This window comes from Burkholderia contaminans, from assembly GCF_029633825.1.
Taxonomy (GTDB): domain Bacteria; phylum Pseudomonadota; class Gammaproteobacteria; order Burkholderiales; family Burkholderiaceae; genus Burkholderia; species Burkholderia contaminans.
In genome coordinates this window covers 910,521-929,436 of record NZ_CP090642.1, presented here as the reverse complement: position 1 = coordinate 929,436, position 18,916 = coordinate 910,521, and the positions used below count along the sequence as shown (strand labels likewise).

The following is an 18,916-nucleotide window of genomic DNA, read 5'->3' as shown; positions in this document are numbered from 1 at the left end:
CGTTGCCGGGTACGTCCCATATCAACGTCCGGTCCAGCGTGCAGTGCGTGATAGGTGCAATGCACGCCGCGAAGGTCACTCAATCGAAATACGTCAACCCCATCGCACCCTTCACCTCGGCGAGCGTCGCGCCGGCCACGTCCCGTGCATGCAGCGTGCCGCGCTTCAGGATCGCCATCACTTCGGCCTTGTCGGCCTCGAATTCGCGGCGGCGCGCACGGATCGGCTCGATCAGCGCCTGCAGCCGCTCGTTCAGCACGCGCTTGACGACGCTGTCGCCGAGCCCGCCGCGACGGTAGTGGGCCTTCAACTCGTCGACCTTCTGCACGTCGGGCTCGAACGCATCGAGGAACGTGAACACGACGTTGCCCTCGACCTGGCCGGGGTCGCTCACGCGCAGGTGGTTCGGGTCCGTGTACATGTCCTTCACGGCCTGCGTGATCTCGTCCGGCGTCGAGCCGAGCGTGATCGCGTTGCCGAGCGACTTGCTCATCTTCGCCTTGCCGTCGATCCCCGGCAGTCGCGTGACCGCCGACAGCACGGCCTCGCATTCGACCAGCACCGGCTGCTCGACGGTCGCGTTGAAGCGGCGCACGAGTTCGTTGGTCTGCTCGATCATCGGCAGTTGATCGTCGCCGACCGGCACGTGCGTCGCCTTGAACGCGGTGATGTCGGCCGCCTGGCTCACCGGGTAGGTCAGGAAGCCGGCCGGGATGTCGCGCTCGAAACCGCGCAGGCGGATCTCTTCCTTGATGGTCGGATTGCGTTCGAGGCGCGCGACCGTGACGAGGTTCAGCAGGTATTGCGACAGCTCGGCGAGCTCGGGCACCTGCGACTGCACGACGATCGTCGAGATCGCCGGATCGATGCCGACCGCGAGATAGTCGAGTGCGACCTCGATCACGTTCTCGGTGACGCGCTGGCGGCGGCCCATGTTGTCGGTCAGTGCCTGCGTGTCGGCGAGCAGCAGGAACTGCTTCGCTTCGTGCTGCATCTGCACGCGGGCGCGCAGCGAGCCGATGTAGTGGCCGAGGTGCAGCGGGCCGGTCGTGCGGTCGCCGGTGAGGATGGTCGGTCGGGTCGGGTGGGTCATGTTGGTCGTTGCTCCGGGTTATCGAAGCCGCCAGCCATGGTGTCCGCGCAGAAACGCAAATGCCGCCATCGCTGGCGGCATCACGTTTGGGACATGCAAAAGGAAACGGGCCGCCTGGGTCAGGCGCGCCACCAGCAATGCACGTTCGGCGAGGCGGGTTTCGTTTTCATCGCGGCAGTATAGCGTAGTGGCCGGAAGACCGTGCGAGTGCGCGTCAGCGGATGACCGACTCCATCGCGAGGTACGCGGTTTCGGCCGACGGCCACAGCAGGTACAGCAGGCCGGCCATCAGCAGCAGCGCGCCGGCACGTGCCAGCGGCGTGCGGTCTTTCTCTCGCGGAGGGCGGGGGGGCTGCTTCGAGTTCTTCATGCTTCAGACTTGCCGGCGCGTAAAGCGCCGCTCCAACGGTTGCTGCAACGGGGTCGGGTGGGGCGACACCGGGGTGTTGCGGGTTTGACTGGGCCTGGGGTGCGGTTCAGTGCACCCGCGCGCGAGGGCGGGGTTGGCCGGCCGCGCGGCATCAAAAAAAGGGACGGTTGAATGTCCGGCTGCCGTCGATTCCGAGGCGACGTGCATCCTACCAAATCGTGGGCGCGGGCACAGTCAAGAATTGTCGGGGGCCGCCCCCGACCGCACGCACCGGCACAGCGGCCGGACATCGAGGGGAGGTAAGCCATGAGCCACGAAGCACTCGACCCGCTGCTGCGGCAGTTCGCGGAGAAGCGACTGGGGCGGCCCGTCGCGCCGGCCGATCGCATCAGTAAACGCCGCTACGCACATTTGATTATCCGGCGTCTGGTTTTTACGATCTCGTCGCAAATGCACGAGATTATTAATGAAAATAAAACGGACCAATTGCCGCTTCCGCGCTCGTCTTGTTTTCAATAATTCAGGCTGCCTTATCCTTGCTAAAACCAGCGCCATCTGCTTTATTTACACATACCAAATCACGATAAAACGCTACGGGGTATCTCGGCTACTTTGCCAGGCATTCGTGCCTGGCGAATCGGCATCGATTCACCACGGCATCCCTACGATCTGAAAGCGCAGCCCCTTTTCCAGAGGGCGTGCTGCGCCTGTTGCGCGTGTCCGCGCCCCATGGAGGCGATCAGGCGACCACGCGGGCCCGCCTATGGCCCGCCGATTAATGCTTTCAAAATACCACGTGCCATTTTAATAAAGCGCATTCAATTGAGCGTGAGTTTGATTGGTTTATGAATTACCTGCTTACGTTCAAAACCTGGCGGCCCAACCGTAACGCTACCCACGAAGGGGACTGGACACATCATGAATAACGCACCTGGAGTCAGAGTTCGTCCGTCGATCGAATCGTTGCAAGCCGAATATCTGAAAGGCAACAAAAAGCCGCTGGAAGACGTGATGCGCGCGTGGAAAGGCATCAAGGCATTGCCGCCCGACGATCCGAACTCGTTTTTCATGATCGGCGGTTTCCACGGCGAGCCGTTCCGCGGCGCCGGCTGGGGTTCGGCGTCCTACTGGGGCGGCTACTGCAACCACGGCAACGTGCTGTTCCCCACGTGGCACCGGGCTTACCTGCTGCGGCTGGAACAGGCGCTGCAGAGCATCCCCGGTTGCGAGCAGGTGATGCTGCCGTTCTGGGACGAAACCAGCGAGGAGTCGCTGACGAAAGGCATTCCGTGGGCGCTGACCGCCCCGGATTTCGAGCTCGACGGCGAAAAGATTCCGAACCCGCTGGCCTCCTTCACGTTCAACCGGGCGATCACCGACAACATCAATGGCGACAATCCGAACTACAGCAAGCCGCTGCCTTACGTCACGGTTCGCTACCCGTTGTCGGGGCTCGTGGGGACCGACAAGGACAAGGCCGCCACCGAGAAGCACAACGCCAGGTTCCAGGACGCCAAGGAGAACGTCGTCATACTGAACCGCAACATCGTGGACTGGCTCACGTCGTACATCGTCGTGAAGGGCGACGTGGTGCCGACCAACGTGAAGAGCAAGTTCGAGCAGTGCCTGGACGCGCCCAACTACACGGTGTTTTCGAACACGTCGTCCGCGGCCCAGTGGAACGAGAATCTTCCGGACGGCGCGATCCCCGTGGTGCCGCTCGAGTCGCCGCACAACGATATTCACCTTGCCGTCGGCGGATTCGACGTGCCGCACGGACCGAACAAGGGCGATTTCGCGCCGATTCCGGGCGCCAACGGCGACATGGGCGAAAACGACACGGCGGGCCTCGACCCGATCTTCTATTTCCACCACTGCTTCATCGATCGCGTGTTCTGGCTGTGGCAGAAGCGGCATGGTTACACGCAGCACCTCGACGTCATCGCCGAGTATCCGGGCACCAACTCCGTCGATGCGCAGGGGCCGACGCCGGGCGTCGTGCCCAACTCGTGGCTCACGCTCGAAACGCCGCTCGATCCGTTCAAGAAGAGCGAGAACGGCAAGGAGCGCGCCTACACGTCGCTCGACTGCATCAACATCGAGGAACAGCTCGGCTACACGTACGGCCCCGGTTCGCTGGAAAACCTGCCGAAGTTGTCGCTCGCGGCACCGACCGTGCCGGCCGGCAACAGCCGCAAGGTCGTGCGCGTGTCGGGGCTGAATCGTGCGCCGATCGCCGGGTCGTTCCTCGTTTCCGCGTACGTCAACGTGGACGGCGAACGGCAACTGCTCGGCACGGAGGCCGTGCTGAGCCGCTGGAGCGTGCAGTCCTGCGCGAACTGCCAGACGCACCTCGAAGTGAAGGCGTTCTTCCCGCTGAATCACTTCGCCGAAAGCGCGGTGCAGGATGCGCAGTACGACGTCGAAATCCATACGCGCGACGGCGTGCGCCTGCAGACGCCACCCGCGTCGCCGCCCGACTCGCAAGCCGTCGTCGGCGCGGCGCCGCAACCCGTACGGAAACTGTTCCGCCTCGAGGTCCGGTAGCGGCGGCGCGTGACGAACCGGCACCGTCGCCCGGCGCCGGTTCACCTCGGTACTTCGACAACGTGACATGACGGGGAGGCGCGGGCATGAGCTACACACCCGAAACCGGCAGCCTGGTGGGGCTGTGGACCTATCGCAGTGTCCTGAACGAGCCCGACCCGGCCACCGCATTCAACGACCTTGAATTCGGCCTCGGCACGATCGAAATCGCGCAGGCGCCGGCGGGCATTTTCAAGGGTCGCATTTTCGGTCCGGGATGGGAGCTGCAGCTCAACGGCTGGATCAGCTACGGGAATCCGGGGACGGTGCGATTCCAGGGGCGCGGTGTGGTCAGCGGTGAGGAATGGGTATACGACTATGTCGGGTACGTGAGCGCGCCCTGGCCCAACGGCATCGACCAGCGCCCGGCGCTGACCGGTTCGATCGTCCGTACGGTGCCGCATGCGAGCGGCAGCGGCGGCGTCGCGCCGGCCGGGGTGGTGTGCTCGTGGTATGCGGTCATGCGAGATCCCGCCTGAGCGGCCATGACTGCGCCGACTGCACCGCCGGCCGACACGGCCAGGCGTCCGGCGACGGTGACGGACGCGATTCGCGCAGGCGTTGGGATCGGGCCTGCTCGAATGGCTGTTATTTCGCTATCCGAACGGATATGCGGCGCGATGGCATTCGCACTCCTCGGCTACCTGGCTTGCGACTTGCCGACCCGGCTGCACGGTGCTCCTTCCAGCTGGATATGGAACGGCATCGGCGCAATGGTTTGCGGCATCGCCGGCTATTCGATGCAAGGCGGCCTGTCCGGCGGGTGCGCGCGCAGGGCAATGCTCCTGTGCACGGGGGCCATCGGCGCGGGATTGACGCTCGATGCGATGCGGTCCCCCGTCGATGCCATTCTCGACATCTGCGGCGGAACGCTCGATGCCCGCGCCATGTGGAACACACTCGTGCTGCATCTCCAATGGTTCCCGATGTCGATGCTGGCCATGCTGGCGCTGCTGATCTTGCGCGAGGCCGACCGCAAGGACCGTCGCCGACGCGGCGCGGCAAGCATGCTCGTTGTGGTGCCGGTGCGCGTCGCGCTCGAATTCGCGGGGATGCAGCTCGTCATGGCGCTCGGCATGACCGCGATCAGGGCATCGGCGTTCGCTGCCGGGCTGCGTTGGGATACGAGCGGCGTGGCAGTGTCGATGCTCGCCAGCATGCTGGCGTTCGACGCATTGAGCGATCGGGCGGCACGCGCAGGGGGGCGTTGAATGGTCGATTGCGAAATAAACACGGCCATATTGAAGAGGCGCGGCCATCCGTTGTCAGACGAGGCCGCGTTCAAGCTGCTCTGGAAAAGTGTGATGACGCGGTTTGCGCTCGGCTGCCGGCGCGCTTTGGCAGCGGCAGCCGAGTTTTAACCCGCGTCACACGGACGCTGCACGGACTCCAGGCGGCGCTCGTCACTATTCACGATGCTCGTGCTCGTGCTCGTGCTCGCGCCACGGATCACGATCGCGCGGATGACGATGCCTCCACTCGTCGCGTTCCCAGTAGCGATGGCCGTCCCAGTAGCGATCGCCGTGCATGCCGATCTCGACCGATACACCGGCCCCTGCGGCGGGCTCTCGCTCTTCGTATCTCGGTTGCGGTGAACCGTAGCCTTGCGCGAAGGCCGTACTGGTCGCGGCGAGCGCGCCGCCTGCCACGAGGGTCGCCAGAATTCGACGCGTTGCAATTGTCAGGGGTTTCATCGAGCCGTCCTCCATTGAATGCCGACCACGACTCGCGCGCACGATTCGTTCCCGTATGGAGCGGCAGATGCGTCGCTCGCCATTTCGACCCTGCCGCCGCGTCACGTCGCAGCCGGTGCCGACCCGGTGCCGGAACGCATGATGTCTCCGTCTCGAGGTTTCACTGATCCCCCAGCTTTTTTCTCGTCAACAACCACAAAAAACATCATTTCGCCCACGCCTGGCTGTCAGCAGAATGTCTCCATTCCCACTCGCGCGATGACACGAGCAAACGAGCCTCGCAGCGAGCCGCACTTCAGAAGGAGACACCCGTGGCAGTCGAAACAACCTCAATCGATACGCTCGTCGTCGGCGCCGGACAGGCCGGCGTGGCCATGAGCGAGCACCTGGGCAAGCTGGGCGTACCGCATCTCGTGCTGGAGCGCAGCCGCATCGCCGAGCGCTGGCGCACGGGCCGCTGGGATTCGCTGGTCGCGAACGGCCCCGCGTGGCACGACCGCTTCCCGGGCCTCGAATTCGACGGGCTCGACCCGGACGCGTTCGCATCGAAAGACCAGGTCGCCGACTACTTCGAAGCGTATGCGCGCAAGTTCAACGCGCCGATCCGCACCGGCGTCGAGGTGAAGCAGGTCGTGCGCAATGCCGGCAAGCCGGGTTTCATCGTCGAGACGTCCGACGGCACGATCGAGGCGAACCGCGTGGTCGTCGCGACCGGGCCGTTCCAGCGCCCGGTGATTCCGCCGATCGCACCGGACGACGCGCGCCTCGTGCAGATTCATTCCGCCGACTATCGCAACCCGGCGCAGCTTCCGGAAGGGGCGGTGCTGGTGGTCGGCGCGGGGTCGTCGGGCGTGCAGATCGCCGACGAGCTGCAGCGCGCGGGCCGCCAGGTGTACCTGTCGGTCGGCCCGCACGATCGGCCGCCGCGGGCGTATCGCGGCCGCGATTTCTGCTGGTGGCTCGGCGTGCTCGGCGAATGGGACAAGGAAGTCGCGACGCCCGGCCGCGAACACGTGACGATCGCGGTGAGCGGCGCGCGCGGCGGCCATACGGTGGATTTCCGCAAGCTCGCGAACCAGGGCGTGACGCTCGTCGGGTTGACGAAGTCGTTCGACGGCGGCGTGGCCATGTTCGAACGCGATCTGGCGATCAATCTCGCACGCGGCGACGAAAACTACCTGTCGCTGCTCGACGCGGCCGACGCCTATGCGGCGCGTAACGGCCTCGACCTGCCGGAAGAGCCGGAAGCCCGCCGCATCCTGCCGAACCCCGATTGCGTCGCGCATCCGATCCTCGCGCTCGACCTGGCCGGCGCCGGCGTCGCGTCGATCATCTGGGCGACCGGCTACGCGGTCGACTACGGCTGGCTGAAGGTCGACGCGTTCGCCGACAACGGCAAGCCGCAGCACCAGCGCGGCGTGTCGAAGGAGCCGGGCATCTATTTCCTCGGGCTGCCGTGGCTGTCGCGGCGCGGCTCCAGCTTCATCTGGGGCGTGTGGCACGACGCGCGGCACATCGCCGATCACATCGCGATCCAGCGCACCTACCTCGAGTACCACGACGCATCGCGGCGCCGCTCGACCGCGCACGCGGAGCAGGACGGCGCCGCGCCGCCCGCCGCGCCGCACGCCGATACGCAGCCGCTCGCCGACGCGGTGAACTGACCGAACCCATGCCGCCTGCCGCACCGCGTCTGCTTCCGGTGCGGCGGCGTGACCCCTGACGACTGAAGGATCCCGATGAGCCAACCCACCCATACCCGTATCCGCATGTTCAACACGAAGGATACGTACCCGAACCAGACGCTCGACAACGACCTGTGCCAGGCCGTGCGGGCCGGCAACACCGTGTACGTGCGCGGCCAGGTCGGCACCGATTTCGACGGCAGGCTGATCGGCCTCGGCGACGCGCGCGCGCAGGCCGAGCAGGCGATGAAGAACGTCAAGCAGCTGCTGGAGGAAGCCGGCAGCGACCTCACGCACATCGTGAAGACGACGACCTACCTGATCGATCCGCGCTATCGCGAGCCGGTCTACCAGGAAGTCGGCAAGTGGCTGAAGGGCGTGTATCCGATCTCGACGGGGCTCGTCGTGTCCGCGCTCGGCCAGCCGCAATGGCTGATGGAAATCGACGTGATCGCCGTGATCCCGGACAACTGGCAGCCGAACCGCGCACCGGAGGCGACATGACTTTCTCCATCGTCGGGCGTTGCCCGGAGACGGGCCAGCTCGGGATCGCGATCAGCTCGTCGAGCATCGCGGTGGGTGCGCGCTGCCCGTGGGTGCGCGCGGGCGTCGGCGCCGTCGCGACGCAGAACATCACGCTGCCGGCGCTTGGGCCCCAGATCCTCGACCTGATCGAGCACGGGCAGCTCGCGCCCGCCGCGGCGCTCGACCGCGCGCTGAGCGCGAACGGCTGGAGCCAGTACCGGCAGGTCACGGTGATCGACGGGCAGGGGCAGACGGCGTGCTTCACCGGCAAGGAAGCGCTCGGCACGCATCACGCGGTGCAGGGCGAGCAATGCGTGGCGGCGGGCAACCTGCTGGCCGCACCGGCCGTGATCGATGCGATGGCGCGTGCGTTCGAACAGGCGCCCGGCCTGCTCGCCGATCGGCTGCTGGCCGCGATGCATGCGGCGATGGCGGCCGGCGGCGAAGCGGGGCCGGTGCATTCGGCCGCGCTGAAAGTGGCCGGCGACGTGACCTGGCCGATCGTCGACCTGCGCGTCGACTGGGCCGAGGCCGACCCGATCGGGCAGCTCGATGCGCTGTGGCACGCATATCGGCCGCAGATGCAGGACTACCAGACGCGCGCGCTGAACCCCACCGCCGCGCCGAGCTACGGAGTGCCGGGCGATGAATGACACGGCGAGCCGCGCACTGCTGGAACGGCTGATCGGTTTCGCGACGGTCAGCCGCGATTCGAACCTCGAGATGATCGGTTTCATCGGCGACTATCTCGCCGGTTTCGGCGTCGAGAGCGAACTGTTCTACAACGCGGAACGCACGAAGGCGAGCCTGTACGCGACGATCGGGCCGCGCGATCGCGGCGGCATCGCGCTGTCCGGCCATACCGACGTGGTGCCGGTCGACGGGCAGGCGTGGACGGTCGAACCGTTCCGGCTGACCGAGCGCGACGGCCGCTTGTACGGGCGCGGCACGGCCGACATGAAAGGCTTCATCGCATCGGTGCTCGCGGCCGTGCCGGCGTTCGTTGCCCGGCCGCTGAGCGTGCCGGTGCATCTCGCGTTCTCGTACGACGAGGAAGTCGGCTGCCTCGGCGTGCGGCCGATGCTCGATGCACTGGCCGCGCGCGCGCACCGGCCGCGCCTGTGCCTGATCGGCGAGCCGACCGAACTGAAGCCGGTGCTCGGTCACAAAGGCAAGCTCGCGATGCGCTGCCATGTGAAGGGCGCCGCGTGCCACTCGGCGTACGCGCCGTCGGGCGTCAACGCGATCGACTATGCGGCGAAGCTGATCGGCCGGCTCGGCGAGATCGGTGCGGCGCTCGCGCGGCCCGAACGGCACGACGAACGATTCGATCCGCCGTTCTCGACCGTGCAGACCGGCCTGATCAAGGGCGGCCGCGCGCTGAACATCGTGCCGGCCGAATGCGAGTTCGATTTCGAGGTACGGGCGCTGCCGGATTTCGATGCGCACGACGTGCCGAGGACGCTGCAGGACTATGCGGAATCCGAACTGCTGCCGAGGATGCGCGCGGTGCAGCCCGATACCGACATTCGGTTGCAGCCGCTGGGCGCGTATCCGGGGCTTGCGACCGCGCCCGACAGCGAGGCCGCGCGCCTGCTCGCGATGCTGAGCGGCTCCGATGCCTTCGGCACGGTGGCGTTCGGCACCGAGGGCGGGCTGTTCGGGCAGGCCGGCATTCCGACCGTGGTGTGCGGGCCCGGCAGCATGGACCAGGGGCACAAGCCCGACGAATTCGTCACGCTCGACCAGCTCCACGGCTGCGACGCGATGCTCGGGCGGCTGGCCGCCCATCTCTGCGCGGCCGCCTGACGCGGCACGCCCGATCGACACGCACGCACCGCATCCCGCGGCGCGTGCGTGTTCGCGTTCCTTCCGGTTCCTTAGCGCGCCGTTTCCGCGACGATCTGCGCGAGCCGCTCGCGGCAGAAATCGACGAACGACTGCGCCTGCTTCGTGAGTTGCCCGCGTTTCAGCCGTGCGCTCACGAGCCCCGACGGGCTCACCGTTTCGCTGAGGCCGATCGTCACGACGCGCTGGCCGTCGTACGTGTACTCGGAATGCGGGCGCGTGACGAGCAGCGAAAAACCGAACCCCTGGCCGACCATCCCGCGCACCATCTCGATCGACGGCGACCCGAACACGATGTTCGGCGTGAGCCCGAGTTCGTGAAAGAGGCTGACGAAATACGTGCGGCTCGGCTGCACGTCGAGCAGGATCATCGGCTCGACGCAGAGGTCGCGCAGCGACACGTGCGTCTGGCCCGCGAACCGGTGGTGCTCCGGCAGCAGCACGTACGGCTGCTGCGGCGGCATCAGCGGCTCGGTCTCGATCGTGCCGTCGAGATCGTGGTCGTACATGAGCGCGAGATCGAACGTGCCGGACGTGAGGCCCTGCACGAGTTCCTGCTGGTCGCCGTCGCGCAGCCGGATGTTCACGCCCGGGTAGCGCTCGCGAAAGCCCGCGATCAGTTGCGGCAGATAGAGCGGCGCGACCGTCTCGAAGCAGCCGATGTCGATCTGCCCGGTGATCACGTCGTTGTCGGCCAGCGCGTTCTGTTCGAATTCGTGCGCGATGCGCAGCAGTTCCTGCGCTTTCCGGTAGAAGCGCGTGCCGCTCGGCGTGAGCGACACGCCCTGCGCGTGATGGCGGATGAACAGCTTCACGCCGAAGCTTTCCTCCAGACCCTTGATCGCGCTGGAGATCGACGGCTGCGCGATGAAGAGCTGGCGCGACGCCTCGGCCACGCTGCCGGATTCCACCGTCGTCACGAAGTATTTCAGTTGCCGCAAAGTGTAGTGAGCCACAAGCACCTCTGATGCACGGCCCCGGCGTGCCGCCGCGGGCGCACTCTGTCCATGGTTGTGCGTAGCACCTTACCTGAAAGCCTCCCGGTGCCGAAATTGCCGCTGCAGAGCTTTTTCGTATGTCCCGGAAATATTTTTAGTATTTTCCGGTCGCGAGGGTCGTGGCGCACCATCGTCTCCAACCTGGATCACGACGATCACGAAGCGATTGCACACGCGGCAACGGGGCATGTCATCCGTTTCCGCATGCGCGCCGTCCGCTTCGTCCGACATCGCCGCGCGTGCGCGCGGCGCGTCGTCGCTCGCGCATCCGGACCCGATTGCCGGCGCGCCCCCCCAACGCGCGCCGGCTGACACGGCAAGCGCGCATCGTCGCGCAGGAAAGGAGACATCACCATGACGAACGTGGACCGCAACGCGTCCCCGATGATAGAGAAGCACACGATCGGCTACGTGCCGCCCGCGGAGCGCCACGGCAAGGTGCGCGACCTGTTCACGCTCTGGTTCGGCGGCAACATCGCGCCGCTGCCGATCGTGACCGGCGCGCTCGGCGTGCAGCTGTTCCACCTGAACCTGATGTGGGGCATCGTCGCGATCGTCGTCGGCCAGGCGGTCGGCGGCGTGCTGATGGCGCTGCATTCGGCGCAGGGGCCGCAGATGGGCATCCCGCAGATGATCCAGAGCCGCGCGCAGTTCGGCTCGTGGGGCGCGCTGCTCGTGACCGTGATCGCGGCCGTGATGTACGTCGGCTTCTTCGCGTCGAACATCGTGCTCGCCGGCAAGTCGGTGCACGGCATCGCATCGTCGGTGCCGGTGCCCGTCGGCATCGTGATCGGCGCGGTGGGCTCCGGGCTGATCGGCATCGTCGGCTACCGGTTCATCCACATCCTGAACCGGATCGGCACGTGGGTGCTCGGCATCGGCATCCTGGTCGGCTTCTGGATGATCCTCACGCACGTGACGACCGACGACTTCCTGACGCGCGGCGGCTTCAACTTCGCCGGATGGCTCGCGACGGTGTCGCTTTCGGCGTTGTGGCAGATCGCGTTCGCGCCGTACGTGTCGGACTATTCGCGCTATCTGCCGGAAGACGTCGGTGTGGCGTCGACGTTCTGGGCGACCTATCTCGGCTGCACGATCGGCTCGACGCTCGCGTTCATCTTCGGCGCGGTCGCGGTGCTCGCGGTGCCGGCCGGCGCGGACGCGATGGATGCGGTCAAGCAGGCGACGGGCCCGCTCGGCCCGCTGATGCTCGTGCTGTTCCTGCTGAGCGTGATCAGCCACAACGCGCTGAACCTGTACGGCGCGGTGCTCGCGGTGATCACGTCGGTGCAGACGTTCGCCTACAAGTGGATTCCGACCGCGAAGACGCGCGCGGTGGTGTCGGTCGTGATCTTCGTCGCGTGCTGCTACGCGGCGATCGGCGCGTCGACGAACTTCGTCGGCAACCTCGTGGATCTCGTGCTCGCGCTGCTCGTCGTGCTGGTGCCGTGGACGGCGATCAACCTGATCGACTTCTACGTGATCCACAAGGGCAAGTACGACATCAAGTCGATCTTCATGGTCGATGGCGGGATCTACGGCCGCTTCAACCCGCAGGCGCTGCTCGCGTATGCGATCGGCATCCTCGTGCAGATTCCGTTCATGAACACGCCGATGTATGCGGGCCCGATTCCCGCGCATCTCGGCGGCGCGGACCTGTCGTGGCTCGTGGGGCTCGCGCTGACGTCGCCGCTGTACTACTGGCTCGCGTCGCGCGACAGCGCGTACCGGCGCCGGCAGACGGGCGCGACGATGCCGCCGACGGCGGCGCGGTAAACACGGGGAAGGGGGCGGGCCGCCGCGTCGATGGCGAGACGGTGGCCCGTGGAGGAAGTCGGACGGGCTCGCGGTTGTTGTGCGCCGCGAGCCCGCCCGTGAATCAGACCACCGCCGAGCGCGCGACGCGCACCGGCACCGACTTGTACGACGGCGTGCCGCTTTCCTTGTCGATGTAGTCGAGCGGCACGAGCACGTTCGCTTCCGGGTAGTACGCGCCGACCGACCCCGGCGCGATGTCGTACTCGATCGCGGTGATCTTCTCGAGGCGCAGCGTGCGGCCCGATGCGGTGACCGTCTCGATGTCGACGAGGTCGCCGTGTTCGAGCCCGTACCTGGCGAGATCGGCAGGGTTCATGAACAGCACGTCGCGCCGGCCGAACACGCCGCGATAGCGGTCGTCGAGCCCGTAGATCGTCGTGTTGTACTGGTCGTGGCTGCGCAGCGTGATCAGCCGCAGCACCTGCTCGGCGCCGAGCACGTCGGCATCTTCCTTCACGCCCTTGTAGACCGAGAACATCGCCTTGCCGGTGGGCGTCGGCCATACGCGCTCGGTGGGCGGCAGCGGCAGGCGGAAGCCGCCCGGCGTGCGGATGCGCTCGTTGAACGCCTCGAAGCCGGACACCGTGCGGTCGATCAGGTCGCGGATGCGGTCGTAGTCGTCGATCAGGTCGAGCCACGCGACCTTGCTGGCCGGCAGCGTCGCATGCGCGATGCCCGCGACGATCGCCGGCTCCGAGCGCAACTGGTCGGACGCCGGCTTGAGCTTGCCGGCCGACGCATGAACCATCGACATCGAATCCTCGACGGTGATCGACTGCCGGCCGGTGGCCTGCATGTCGAGCTCGGTGCGGCCGAGCACCGGCAGCACGAAGGTTTCCTTCGCGACCAGCAGGTGCGAGCGGTTCAGCTTGGTGCCGAGATGCACGCTCAGGTCGAGCTTCGCCATCGCCGGGAACGACTGTTCCGGATCGGGCAGCGCGACCGCGAAGTTGCCGCCGAGGCACAGCAGCGCCTTCGCGGTGCCGTCGATCATCGCCTGCATCGCCTGCACGGCGTCATGCCCGTGATGGGCGGGCGGCGTGAAGCCGCACACGTCCTCGATCTTCTTCAGGAACTCGGGCGACGGCTTCTCGGTGATGCCGACCGTGCGGTTGCCCTGCACGTTCGAGTGGCCGCGCAGCGGGCACACTCCGGCGCCGGGCTTGCCGATGTTGCCGCGCATCAGCAGCAGGTCGGCGATCAGGCGCACGGTTGCCGTGCCCTTGTTGTGCTGCGTGACGCCCATCCCGTACGTGACGATCGTCGCGTTCGACTTCGCATACGCGAGCGCGACCTGTTCGAGCTGCGCCTGGCTGAGCCCGCTCGCGCGCTCGATGTCGTCCCACGACGTGGCTTCGAGGTCGGCCGAGAACGCGTCGAAGCCGTTGGTGTGCTGCGCGATGAAGTCGCGGTCGAGCACGTTGCCGCGCTCGGCTTCGAGCTGCAGCAGCGCCTTCATGATGCCCTTCAGCGCGGCCGCGTCGCCGCCCGCGTCGACCTGGTAGTACGTCGATGCGATCCGCGTCGAGCCGAACGACGCCATCTCGATCATGTCCTGTGGGTCGGCGAAGCGTTCGAGCGCGCGTTCGCGCAGCGGGTTGAACACGATGATCGGCACGTTGCGGCGCGCGCACTCGTGCAGCGTGCCCATCATCCGCGGGTGGTTCGTGCCGGGGTTGTGGCCGATCGAGATGATCAGCTCGCAGTGGTCGAAGTCCTCCAGCGATACGGTGCCCTTGCCGATGCCGATCGATTGCGGCAGGCCGACGCTGGTCGGCTCGTGGCACATGTTCGAGCAGTCGGGGAAGTTGTTGGTGCCGAGCTCGCGCGCGAACAGCTGGTACAGGTACGCGGCTTCGTTCGACGCGCGGCCCGACGTATAGAACTCGACCTGGTCGGGCGGCAGCGCGCGCAGCACTTCGCCGATGCGCGCGAACGCGTCGTCCCATTCGATCGCGCGGAACGTGTCGGTCGCGCGATCGTAGACGAGCGGATGCGTGAGCCGGCCCATGTTCTCCAGCTCGTAGTCCGACATGCGCAGCAGCGACGACACGGTGTTCGCCGCGAAGAACTCGGGCGTCACGCGCTTGGTCGTCGCTTCCCATGTGACGGCCTTCGCGCCGTTCTCGCAGAACTGGAACGTCGACTTGTGTTCCTTGTCGGGCCACGCGCAGCCGGGGCAGTCGAAGCCGTCGGGCTGGTTGGTCCGCATCAGCACGATCGGCGCCTCGATGGTTTCCATTTGCGTGCGCACCGCATCGGCTGTCGCGCGAAGCGCGCCCCAACCGCCGGCGGGCCCGTCGTATTTCCTGATGCCTGGCACTTCGCGTCGATTTGTCATGTGAATCTCCATCAGCCTTGCCCGATGTGGGCGGCTCGGTTTGCGCCGTGTCGCGGCGTGGGGCGGCTCCGTCCGGTGGACGGAGCCGGTCATGCGTGCCCCGTGCGTGCGGGGCATGCCGGGTTTCAGTGCGCGTCCTTCTTCGCGCCGGACGACTTCTTGCCGGACGCTTTCGCGGCAGGAGCGGGCGGCGGGGCGTCGGCAGGCGTGTCGTCCGCCTTCGCGTCTGCCGCTGCCTTGGCCGCCTTGCCGTTCGGTTTGGCGTTGCCGTCGGCGTCCTTTGCGTCTTTCGCTTCCTTCGCTTCAGGCGCGGCGAGCTTGGTGAACTTCACCTCGTCGCTGGCCTTGTCGTAGTCGACCTCGCACTTGTCGCCCGACTTCAATCGGTCGGCGAGGATCTCCTTCGCGAGCCGCGTCTCGATGGTCTGGCGGATCTGGCGTTTCAGCTCGCGCGCGCCGAACTCCGGCTGGTAGCCGGCTTCGGTCAGGTGCTCGACGAGCGCGTCGCCCATCACCAGCGTGATGTCCTGCGCGGCGGCCGTGCGCACCACGCGGTCGAGCTGGATCTGCACGATCGCGCGGATGTTCTCCTTCGACAGCGCGTGGAAGACGATCACCTCGTCGATCCGGTTCAGGAACTCGGGGCGGAAATGGCCCTTCAGCACCTGCATCAGCTCCTCGCGGATCGCCTTGTCGGTCTTGCGTGCGGCTTCCGGTTGCGTGAGGTTGTCCATGATGATCGCGGCGCCGAGGTTGCTCGTCGCGATGATGATCGTGTTGCTGAAGTCGACCACGCGGCCCTTGCCGTCGGTGAGACGCCCGTCGTCGAACACCTGCAGCAGCACGTTGTAAACGTCCGGATGCGCCTTCTCGATCTCGTCGAGCAGGATCACGCTGTACGGGCGGCGCCGCACGCGTTCGGTGAGCTGGCCGCCTTCGTCGTAGCCGACGTAGCCGGGCGGCGCGCCGATCAGCCGCGCGACCGCGTGCCGCTCCATGTACTCGGACATGTCGATGCGGATGATCGCCTGTTCGTCGCCGAACACGGTTTCGGCGAGCGCCTTCGCGAGCTCGGTCTTGCCGACGCCCGTCGGCCCGAGGAACAGGAACGTCGCGATCGGCCGGTGCGTCTGGCCGAGCCCCGCGCGCGACAGCCGCACGGCATCGCTGACGGCCACCACCGCGTCGCTCTGGCCGACCACGCGCTCGCGCAGTTGCTCTTCCATCTTCAACAGCTTCTGGCGTTCTTCCTGCGTGAGTTCGGACACGGGGATGCCGGTGAGCCGCGACACGACCTCGGCCACCGATTCGACGGTGACCTCGAGCGTCTCGGAGCCCGTCTTGCGCTGCCACGCCTCCATCTTCTCGTCGACGGATTTCTGCTTCGCGTTGATCTGCTCCTCGAACTGCTTCGCCTCGTCGAAGCGCTTGCGCGACGTCGCGTAGTCCTGCTCGCGCTTCAGTTGCGCGATCTGCGCTTCGCCTTCCTGAATGTCGACCGGGCGCGAGGTCGCGCCGATCCGCACGCGCGCGGCGGCCTGGTCGATCAGGTCGATCGCCTTGTCGGGGAGGAAGCGCGACGTGATGTAGCGATCGGCGAACTCGGCGGCCGCGACGAACGCATCGTCGGCGAACGTCACCTGGTGGTGCGCCTCGAGGCTGTCGCGCAGCCCGCGCAGGATCACGATCGTCTGCTCGACGCTCGGCTCCGGCACGAACACCGGCTGGAAGCGCCGTTCGAGCGCGGCGTCCTTCTCGATGTACTTCTGGTATTCGTTGAGCGTCGTCGCGCCGATCAGGCTCAGCTCGCCGCGCGCAAGCGCGGGCTTCAGCACGTTCGCGATGTCGAGGCCGCCTTCGCCGCCGCCCTGGCCCGCGCCGACGATCGTGTGCAGCTCGTCGATGAACAGGATCAGTTCGTCCTGCTTCGCCGTGACTTCGTCGATCAGCTGCTTCGCGCGTTCCTCGAATTCGCCGCGATACTTCGCGCCGGCCACCATCGAGTTGATGTTGACTTCGACGAGCCGCTTGTCGCGCAGCACTTCGGGCACGTCGCCGTTGACGATCCGCTGCGCGAGCCCTTCGACGATTGCCGTCTTGCCGACGCCCGGCTCGCCGATCAGCACCGGATTGTTCTTCTTGCGGCGCGCGAGCACCTCGATCGTGCTCTCGATTTCCTGCGCGCGGCCGAGCACCGGGTCGAGCTTGCCCTGGCGCGCGATCGCGGTGAGGTCGCGGCCGAACTTGTCGAGGTTCGGCGTGCCGGTCGGCGCATCGACGCGGCCGTCCTCGGCGCCTTTGCCGACCACCTTCACGACTTTCTGGCGCAGCGCCTCGGGCGTCACGCCGTATTTCTTCAGCAGCGTGCCGGCGACGCTGTCCGGCACCGATGCGAGCCCGATCAGCAGGTGCTCGGGGCCGATGTACGAGTGGCCGAGATCGCGCGACGCCTGGAACGCGTACTGCACGGCCTTCTTCACGCGCGGCGAGATCGACAGCTTGTCGAGCGGCGCATCGACGGCGGCCGTGCCGGTGTGCGCATGCTCGTCGATGTACGACCGGATGTCCTGCGGCGACAGCTTCAGTTCCTTCAGCAGCGCGGCGCACACGTCGGTGTCCGCGAGCGCGTACAGCAGGTGTTCGGAATCGAGCTCGCTGCGGCGCAGCTCGTGCGCCTTCTCGGCCGCGCGCTGCAGCAGCTCCAGCGTCTGCTCGCTGAACGCGTCGGTCGGGTCGACCGATTCGCGCGGAATCTCGGCCGCGAGGGGCGATTCGTCGTCGAGCCCGCCGAACAGCGACGACGAGCCGCCACCACCCAGCAGCGAATCGAACGGGTTCAGCATGCTCTGATGCCGCATCAGCTGACGGAAGTGGTAATCGCAGATCGAGATCGTCTTGCGCTCGCCGTCCTGCATCACGGTTGCGCGCGCGACGGCCGGCCGCGCGTGGCAGATATCGCAAAGTGCGGGCATGGTGGTCTGGCTCCTGTCGGTGAAAGTGGGTCGAAGGGTGAAGTCCCGATGCGGTGCGGCGCTTGGCGCATGCCGACCACGAACGCACGACGCGCGGCACGGCGGCCCGCGGGCGGCACCGGTGCTGTCATGCAGCGCGCGTCGGCGTCGTGCACGGTCGCGGTCAGGGCGGCAAGCGTGCGTGCCGGGAGGAGCCCACGGCATCGCTTCGACTGCGTTCAAAATAGCGAATCGGCGCAGGCTATCCAAGGCACAGTTCCGCACCGGCCCGGCCCTGAATTGCACCCTCGCATGCGCGCGCGCACGGGCGGCAAGGAGTACAGACGGGTGCGCGCACGGCGGCACGGGCGTGCGCGGCGTACGCAGCGTGTGATGGCAGGAAGCGGAAGCGGGTGGAACGCGAACGGATCGCGGTGCGACATCGGCGCGCAGGTCGCCCGTTGCCGGGAGGTGACAGGCACCGCGGGTGGGGAGGCGCGACGGCAGCGCCGCAGGGCTCGCGCGCCGCGAGCGGCCAGGGTCGACCACGCACGCACCGCGGACGATGCGTGTGGGGTGGCCGAAGGCGAGGGCGGGTTGCACGGTCCGGGCCGGACGCGGCGCAACCGTGGCGTGCCGCGGTCAGTCCGGGAGCGTCATCGCAAGCCGCTGCCGGGCGATCCGCTTCACGTCCGTTGACAGTGCCGCATCCGGCAGGCCATTGGCCCAGACGGAGAACGAATCCTCGATCAGGTTGCGCGTGTCGGGCGGCAACTCCGCCAGGACCAGCGACAAGACGGTGAACAGCACGGCGGTGTCGCCGGCGTGGCTGCTCGCGTTCGCATCGACCGCCTGCCTCAGGTGATCGACCGACGCCTGCAGCGCCTGCAATGCCTCATTCGACTCGCTCATCACACACTCCATGCAAGATGGGTTTGATCGGCGACGAACATGCGGCCGGCGGTGCGGCCGCTCGCGCGCGACGCCGGGCCGGCATCGCGCGGGCA

Annotated in this window: 16 protein-coding genes; 9 read left to right on the top strand and 7 right to left on the bottom strand. The window is 67.0% G+C overall.

Annotated features, from left to right (window positions below; all coding sequences use genetic code 11):
- Positions 1-79: 79 nt before the first annotated feature.
- Complete coding sequence (trpS, locus tag LXE91_RS36300) at positions 80-1,093, bottom strand: tryptophan--tRNA ligase (RefSeq protein ID WP_039342409.1); 1,014 nt, start codon at positions 1,091-1,093, stop codon at positions 80-82.
- Between the two features lie 214 nt (positions 1,094-1,307).
- Entirely contained in the window at positions 1,308-1,463 is a 156-nt protein-coding gene (locus LXE91_RS36295) for a hypothetical protein (protein ID WP_171026916.1), read from the bottom strand.
- A gap of 306 nt (positions 1,464-1,769) precedes the next feature.
- On the opposite strand from LXE91_RS36295, the gene LXE91_RS36290 reads away from it, so the two are divergent.
- The 4 genes from LXE91_RS36290 to LXE91_RS36275 all read left to right on the top strand — a co-directional run bounded on the left by LXE91_RS36290 (position 1,770) and on the right by LXE91_RS36275 (position 5,260).
- Positions 1,770-1,982 carry a hypothetical protein gene (locus LXE91_RS36290; RefSeq protein WP_046197082.1) on the top strand — a complete coding sequence of 71 codons (213 nt, stop codon included), beginning with the start codon at positions 1,770-1,772 and terminating at the stop codon, positions 1,980-1,982.
- Between the two features lie 399 nt (positions 1,983-2,381).
- A complete protein-coding gene (locus LXE91_RS36285; protein ID WP_039342412.1) occupies positions 2,382-4,010 on the top strand; it encodes a tyrosinase family protein in 1,629 nt (542 codons plus the stop codon).
- A gap of 86 nt (positions 4,011-4,096) precedes the next feature.
- Positions 4,097-4,528 carry a hypothetical protein gene (locus LXE91_RS36280; protein WP_039342415.1) on the top strand — a complete coding sequence of 144 codons (432 nt, stop codon included), beginning with the start codon at positions 4,097-4,099 and terminating at the stop codon, positions 4,526-4,528.
- Positions 4,529-4,585: 57 nt separating this feature from the next.
- Entirely contained in the window at positions 4,586-5,260 is a 675-nt protein-coding gene (locus LXE91_RS36275) for a hypothetical protein (protein ID WP_143282300.1), read from the top strand.
- A 195-nt stretch (positions 5,261-5,455) separates the two neighbouring features.
- Here the strand turns inward: LXE91_RS36275 and LXE91_RS36270 are convergent, their stop codons facing one another.
- Positions 5,456-5,743 carry a hypothetical protein gene (locus LXE91_RS36270; protein ID WP_039342463.1) on the bottom strand — a complete coding sequence of 96 codons (288 nt, stop codon included), beginning with the start codon at positions 5,741-5,743 and terminating at the stop codon, positions 5,456-5,458.
- A gap of 311 nt (positions 5,744-6,054) precedes the next feature.
- Between LXE91_RS36270 and LXE91_RS36265 the strand changes: the two genes are divergently transcribed.
- From LXE91_RS36265 to argE, 4 genes are all read left to right on the top strand, one after another.
- The gene (locus LXE91_RS36265) at positions 6,055-7,407 is read left to right on the top strand and encodes a flavin-containing monooxygenase (RefSeq protein WP_039342420.1); all 1,353 of its coding nucleotides are present in this window, start codon (positions 6,055-6,057) and stop codon (positions 7,405-7,407) included.
- A 75-nt stretch (positions 7,408-7,482) separates the two neighbouring features.
- Entirely contained in the window at positions 7,483-7,932 is a 450-nt protein-coding gene (locus tag LXE91_RS36260) for a RidA family protein (protein WP_039342422.1), read from the top strand.
- On the top strand, positions 7,929-8,606 hold the full coding sequence (locus LXE91_RS36255; protein WP_039342424.1) for a DUF1028 domain-containing protein: 678 nt from the start codon (positions 7,929-7,931) through the stop codon (positions 8,604-8,606). The genes LXE91_RS36260 and LXE91_RS36255 overlap by 4 nt, the downstream gene beginning before the upstream one ends.
- Positions 8,599-9,762: an acetylornithine deacetylase gene (gene argE, locus LXE91_RS36250; protein ID WP_039342427.1), complete on the top strand. Its 1,164-nt coding sequence runs from the start codon at positions 8,599-8,601 to the stop codon at positions 9,760-9,762. Before LXE91_RS36255 ends, argE begins: the two co-directional genes overlap by 8 nt.
- Positions 9,763-9,833: 71 nt before the next feature.
- Here the strand turns inward: argE and LXE91_RS36245 are convergent, their stop codons facing one another.
- Positions 9,834-10,757, bottom strand: a complete 924-nt coding sequence (locus tag LXE91_RS36245; RefSeq protein ID WP_039342428.1) for a LysR substrate-binding domain-containing protein — start codon at positions 10,755-10,757, stop codon at positions 9,834-9,836.
- 396 nt (positions 10,758-11,153) lie between these two features.
- Between LXE91_RS36245 and LXE91_RS36240 the strand changes: the two genes are divergently transcribed.
- Positions 11,154-12,575 (top strand): purine-cytosine permease family protein, encoded by a 1,422-nt coding sequence (locus LXE91_RS36240; RefSeq protein ID WP_039342430.1) that lies wholly within the window; start codon positions 11,154-11,156, stop codon positions 12,573-12,575.
- A gap of 103 nt (positions 12,576-12,678) precedes the next feature.
- On the opposite strand, the gene LXE91_RS36235 is transcribed toward LXE91_RS36240, so the two are convergent.
- The 3 genes from LXE91_RS36235 to LXE91_RS36225 all read right to left on the bottom strand — a co-directional run bounded on the left by LXE91_RS36235 (position 12,679) and on the right by LXE91_RS36225 (position 18,821).
- Positions 12,679-14,958, bottom strand: coding sequence for an FdhF/YdeP family oxidoreductase (locus tag LXE91_RS36235; protein ID WP_039342432.1), 2,280 nt, complete (start codon positions 14,956-14,958; stop codon positions 12,679-12,681).
- 125 nt (positions 14,959-15,083) lie between these two features.
- Positions 15,084-17,930 carry an ATP-dependent Clp protease ATP-binding subunit gene (locus LXE91_RS36230; protein WP_039342435.1) on the bottom strand — a complete coding sequence of 949 codons (2,847 nt, stop codon included), beginning with the start codon at positions 17,928-17,930 and terminating at the stop codon, positions 15,084-15,086.
- Positions 17,931-18,551: 621 nt separating this feature from the next.
- Entirely contained in the window at positions 18,552-18,821 is a 270-nt protein-coding gene (locus LXE91_RS36225; RefSeq protein ID WP_039342437.1) for a hypothetical protein, read from the bottom strand.
- Between the last annotated feature and the right edge of the window lie 95 nt (positions 18,822-18,916).

Bases quoted from the DNA above. Each gene is read 5' to 3' on its own strand.
- trpS (WP_039342409.1), bottom strand. From the start codon at position 1,093: ATGACCCACCCGACCCGACCGACCATCCTCACCGGCGACCGCACGACC.
- LXE91_RS36295 (WP_171026916.1), bottom strand. From the start codon at position 1,463: ATGAAGAACTCGAAGCAGCCCCCCCGCCCTCCGCGAGAGAAAGACCGC.
- LXE91_RS36290 (WP_046197082.1), top strand. From the start codon at position 1,770: ATGAGCCACGAAGCACTCGACCCGCTGCTGCGGCAGTTCGCGGAGAAG.
- LXE91_RS36285 (WP_039342412.1), top strand. From the start codon at position 2,382: ATGAATAACGCACCTGGAGTCAGAGTTCGTCCGTCGATCGAATCGTTG.
- LXE91_RS36280 (WP_039342415.1), top strand. From the start codon at position 4,097: ATGAGCTACACACCCGAAACCGGCAGCCTGGTGGGGCTGTGGACCTAT.
- LXE91_RS36270 (WP_039342463.1), bottom strand. From the start codon at position 5,743: ATGAAACCCCTGACAATTGCAACGCGTCGAATTCTGGCGACCCTCGTG.
- LXE91_RS36260 (WP_039342422.1), top strand. From the start codon at position 7,483: ATGAGCCAACCCACCCATACCCGTATCCGCATGTTCAACACGAAGGAT.
- LXE91_RS36255 (WP_039342424.1), top strand. From the start codon at position 7,929: ATGACTTTCTCCATCGTCGGGCGTTGCCCGGAGACGGGCCAGCTCGGG.
- argE (WP_039342427.1), top strand. From the start codon at position 8,599: ATGAATGACACGGCGAGCCGCGCACTGCTGGAACGGCTGATCGGTTTC.
- LXE91_RS36240 (WP_039342430.1), top strand. From the start codon at position 11,154: ATGACGAACGTGGACCGCAACGCGTCCCCGATGATAGAGAAGCACACG.
- LXE91_RS36235 (WP_039342432.1), bottom strand. From the start codon at position 14,958: ATGACAAATCGACGCGAAGTGCCAGGCATCAGGAAATACGACGGGCCC.
- LXE91_RS36230 (WP_039342435.1), bottom strand. From the start codon at position 17,930: ATGCCCGCACTTTGCGATATCTGCCACGCGCGGCCGGCCGTCGCGCGC.
- LXE91_RS36225 (WP_039342437.1), bottom strand. From the start codon at position 18,821: ATGAGCGAGTCGAATGAGGCATTGCAGGCGCTGCAGGCGTCGGTCGAT.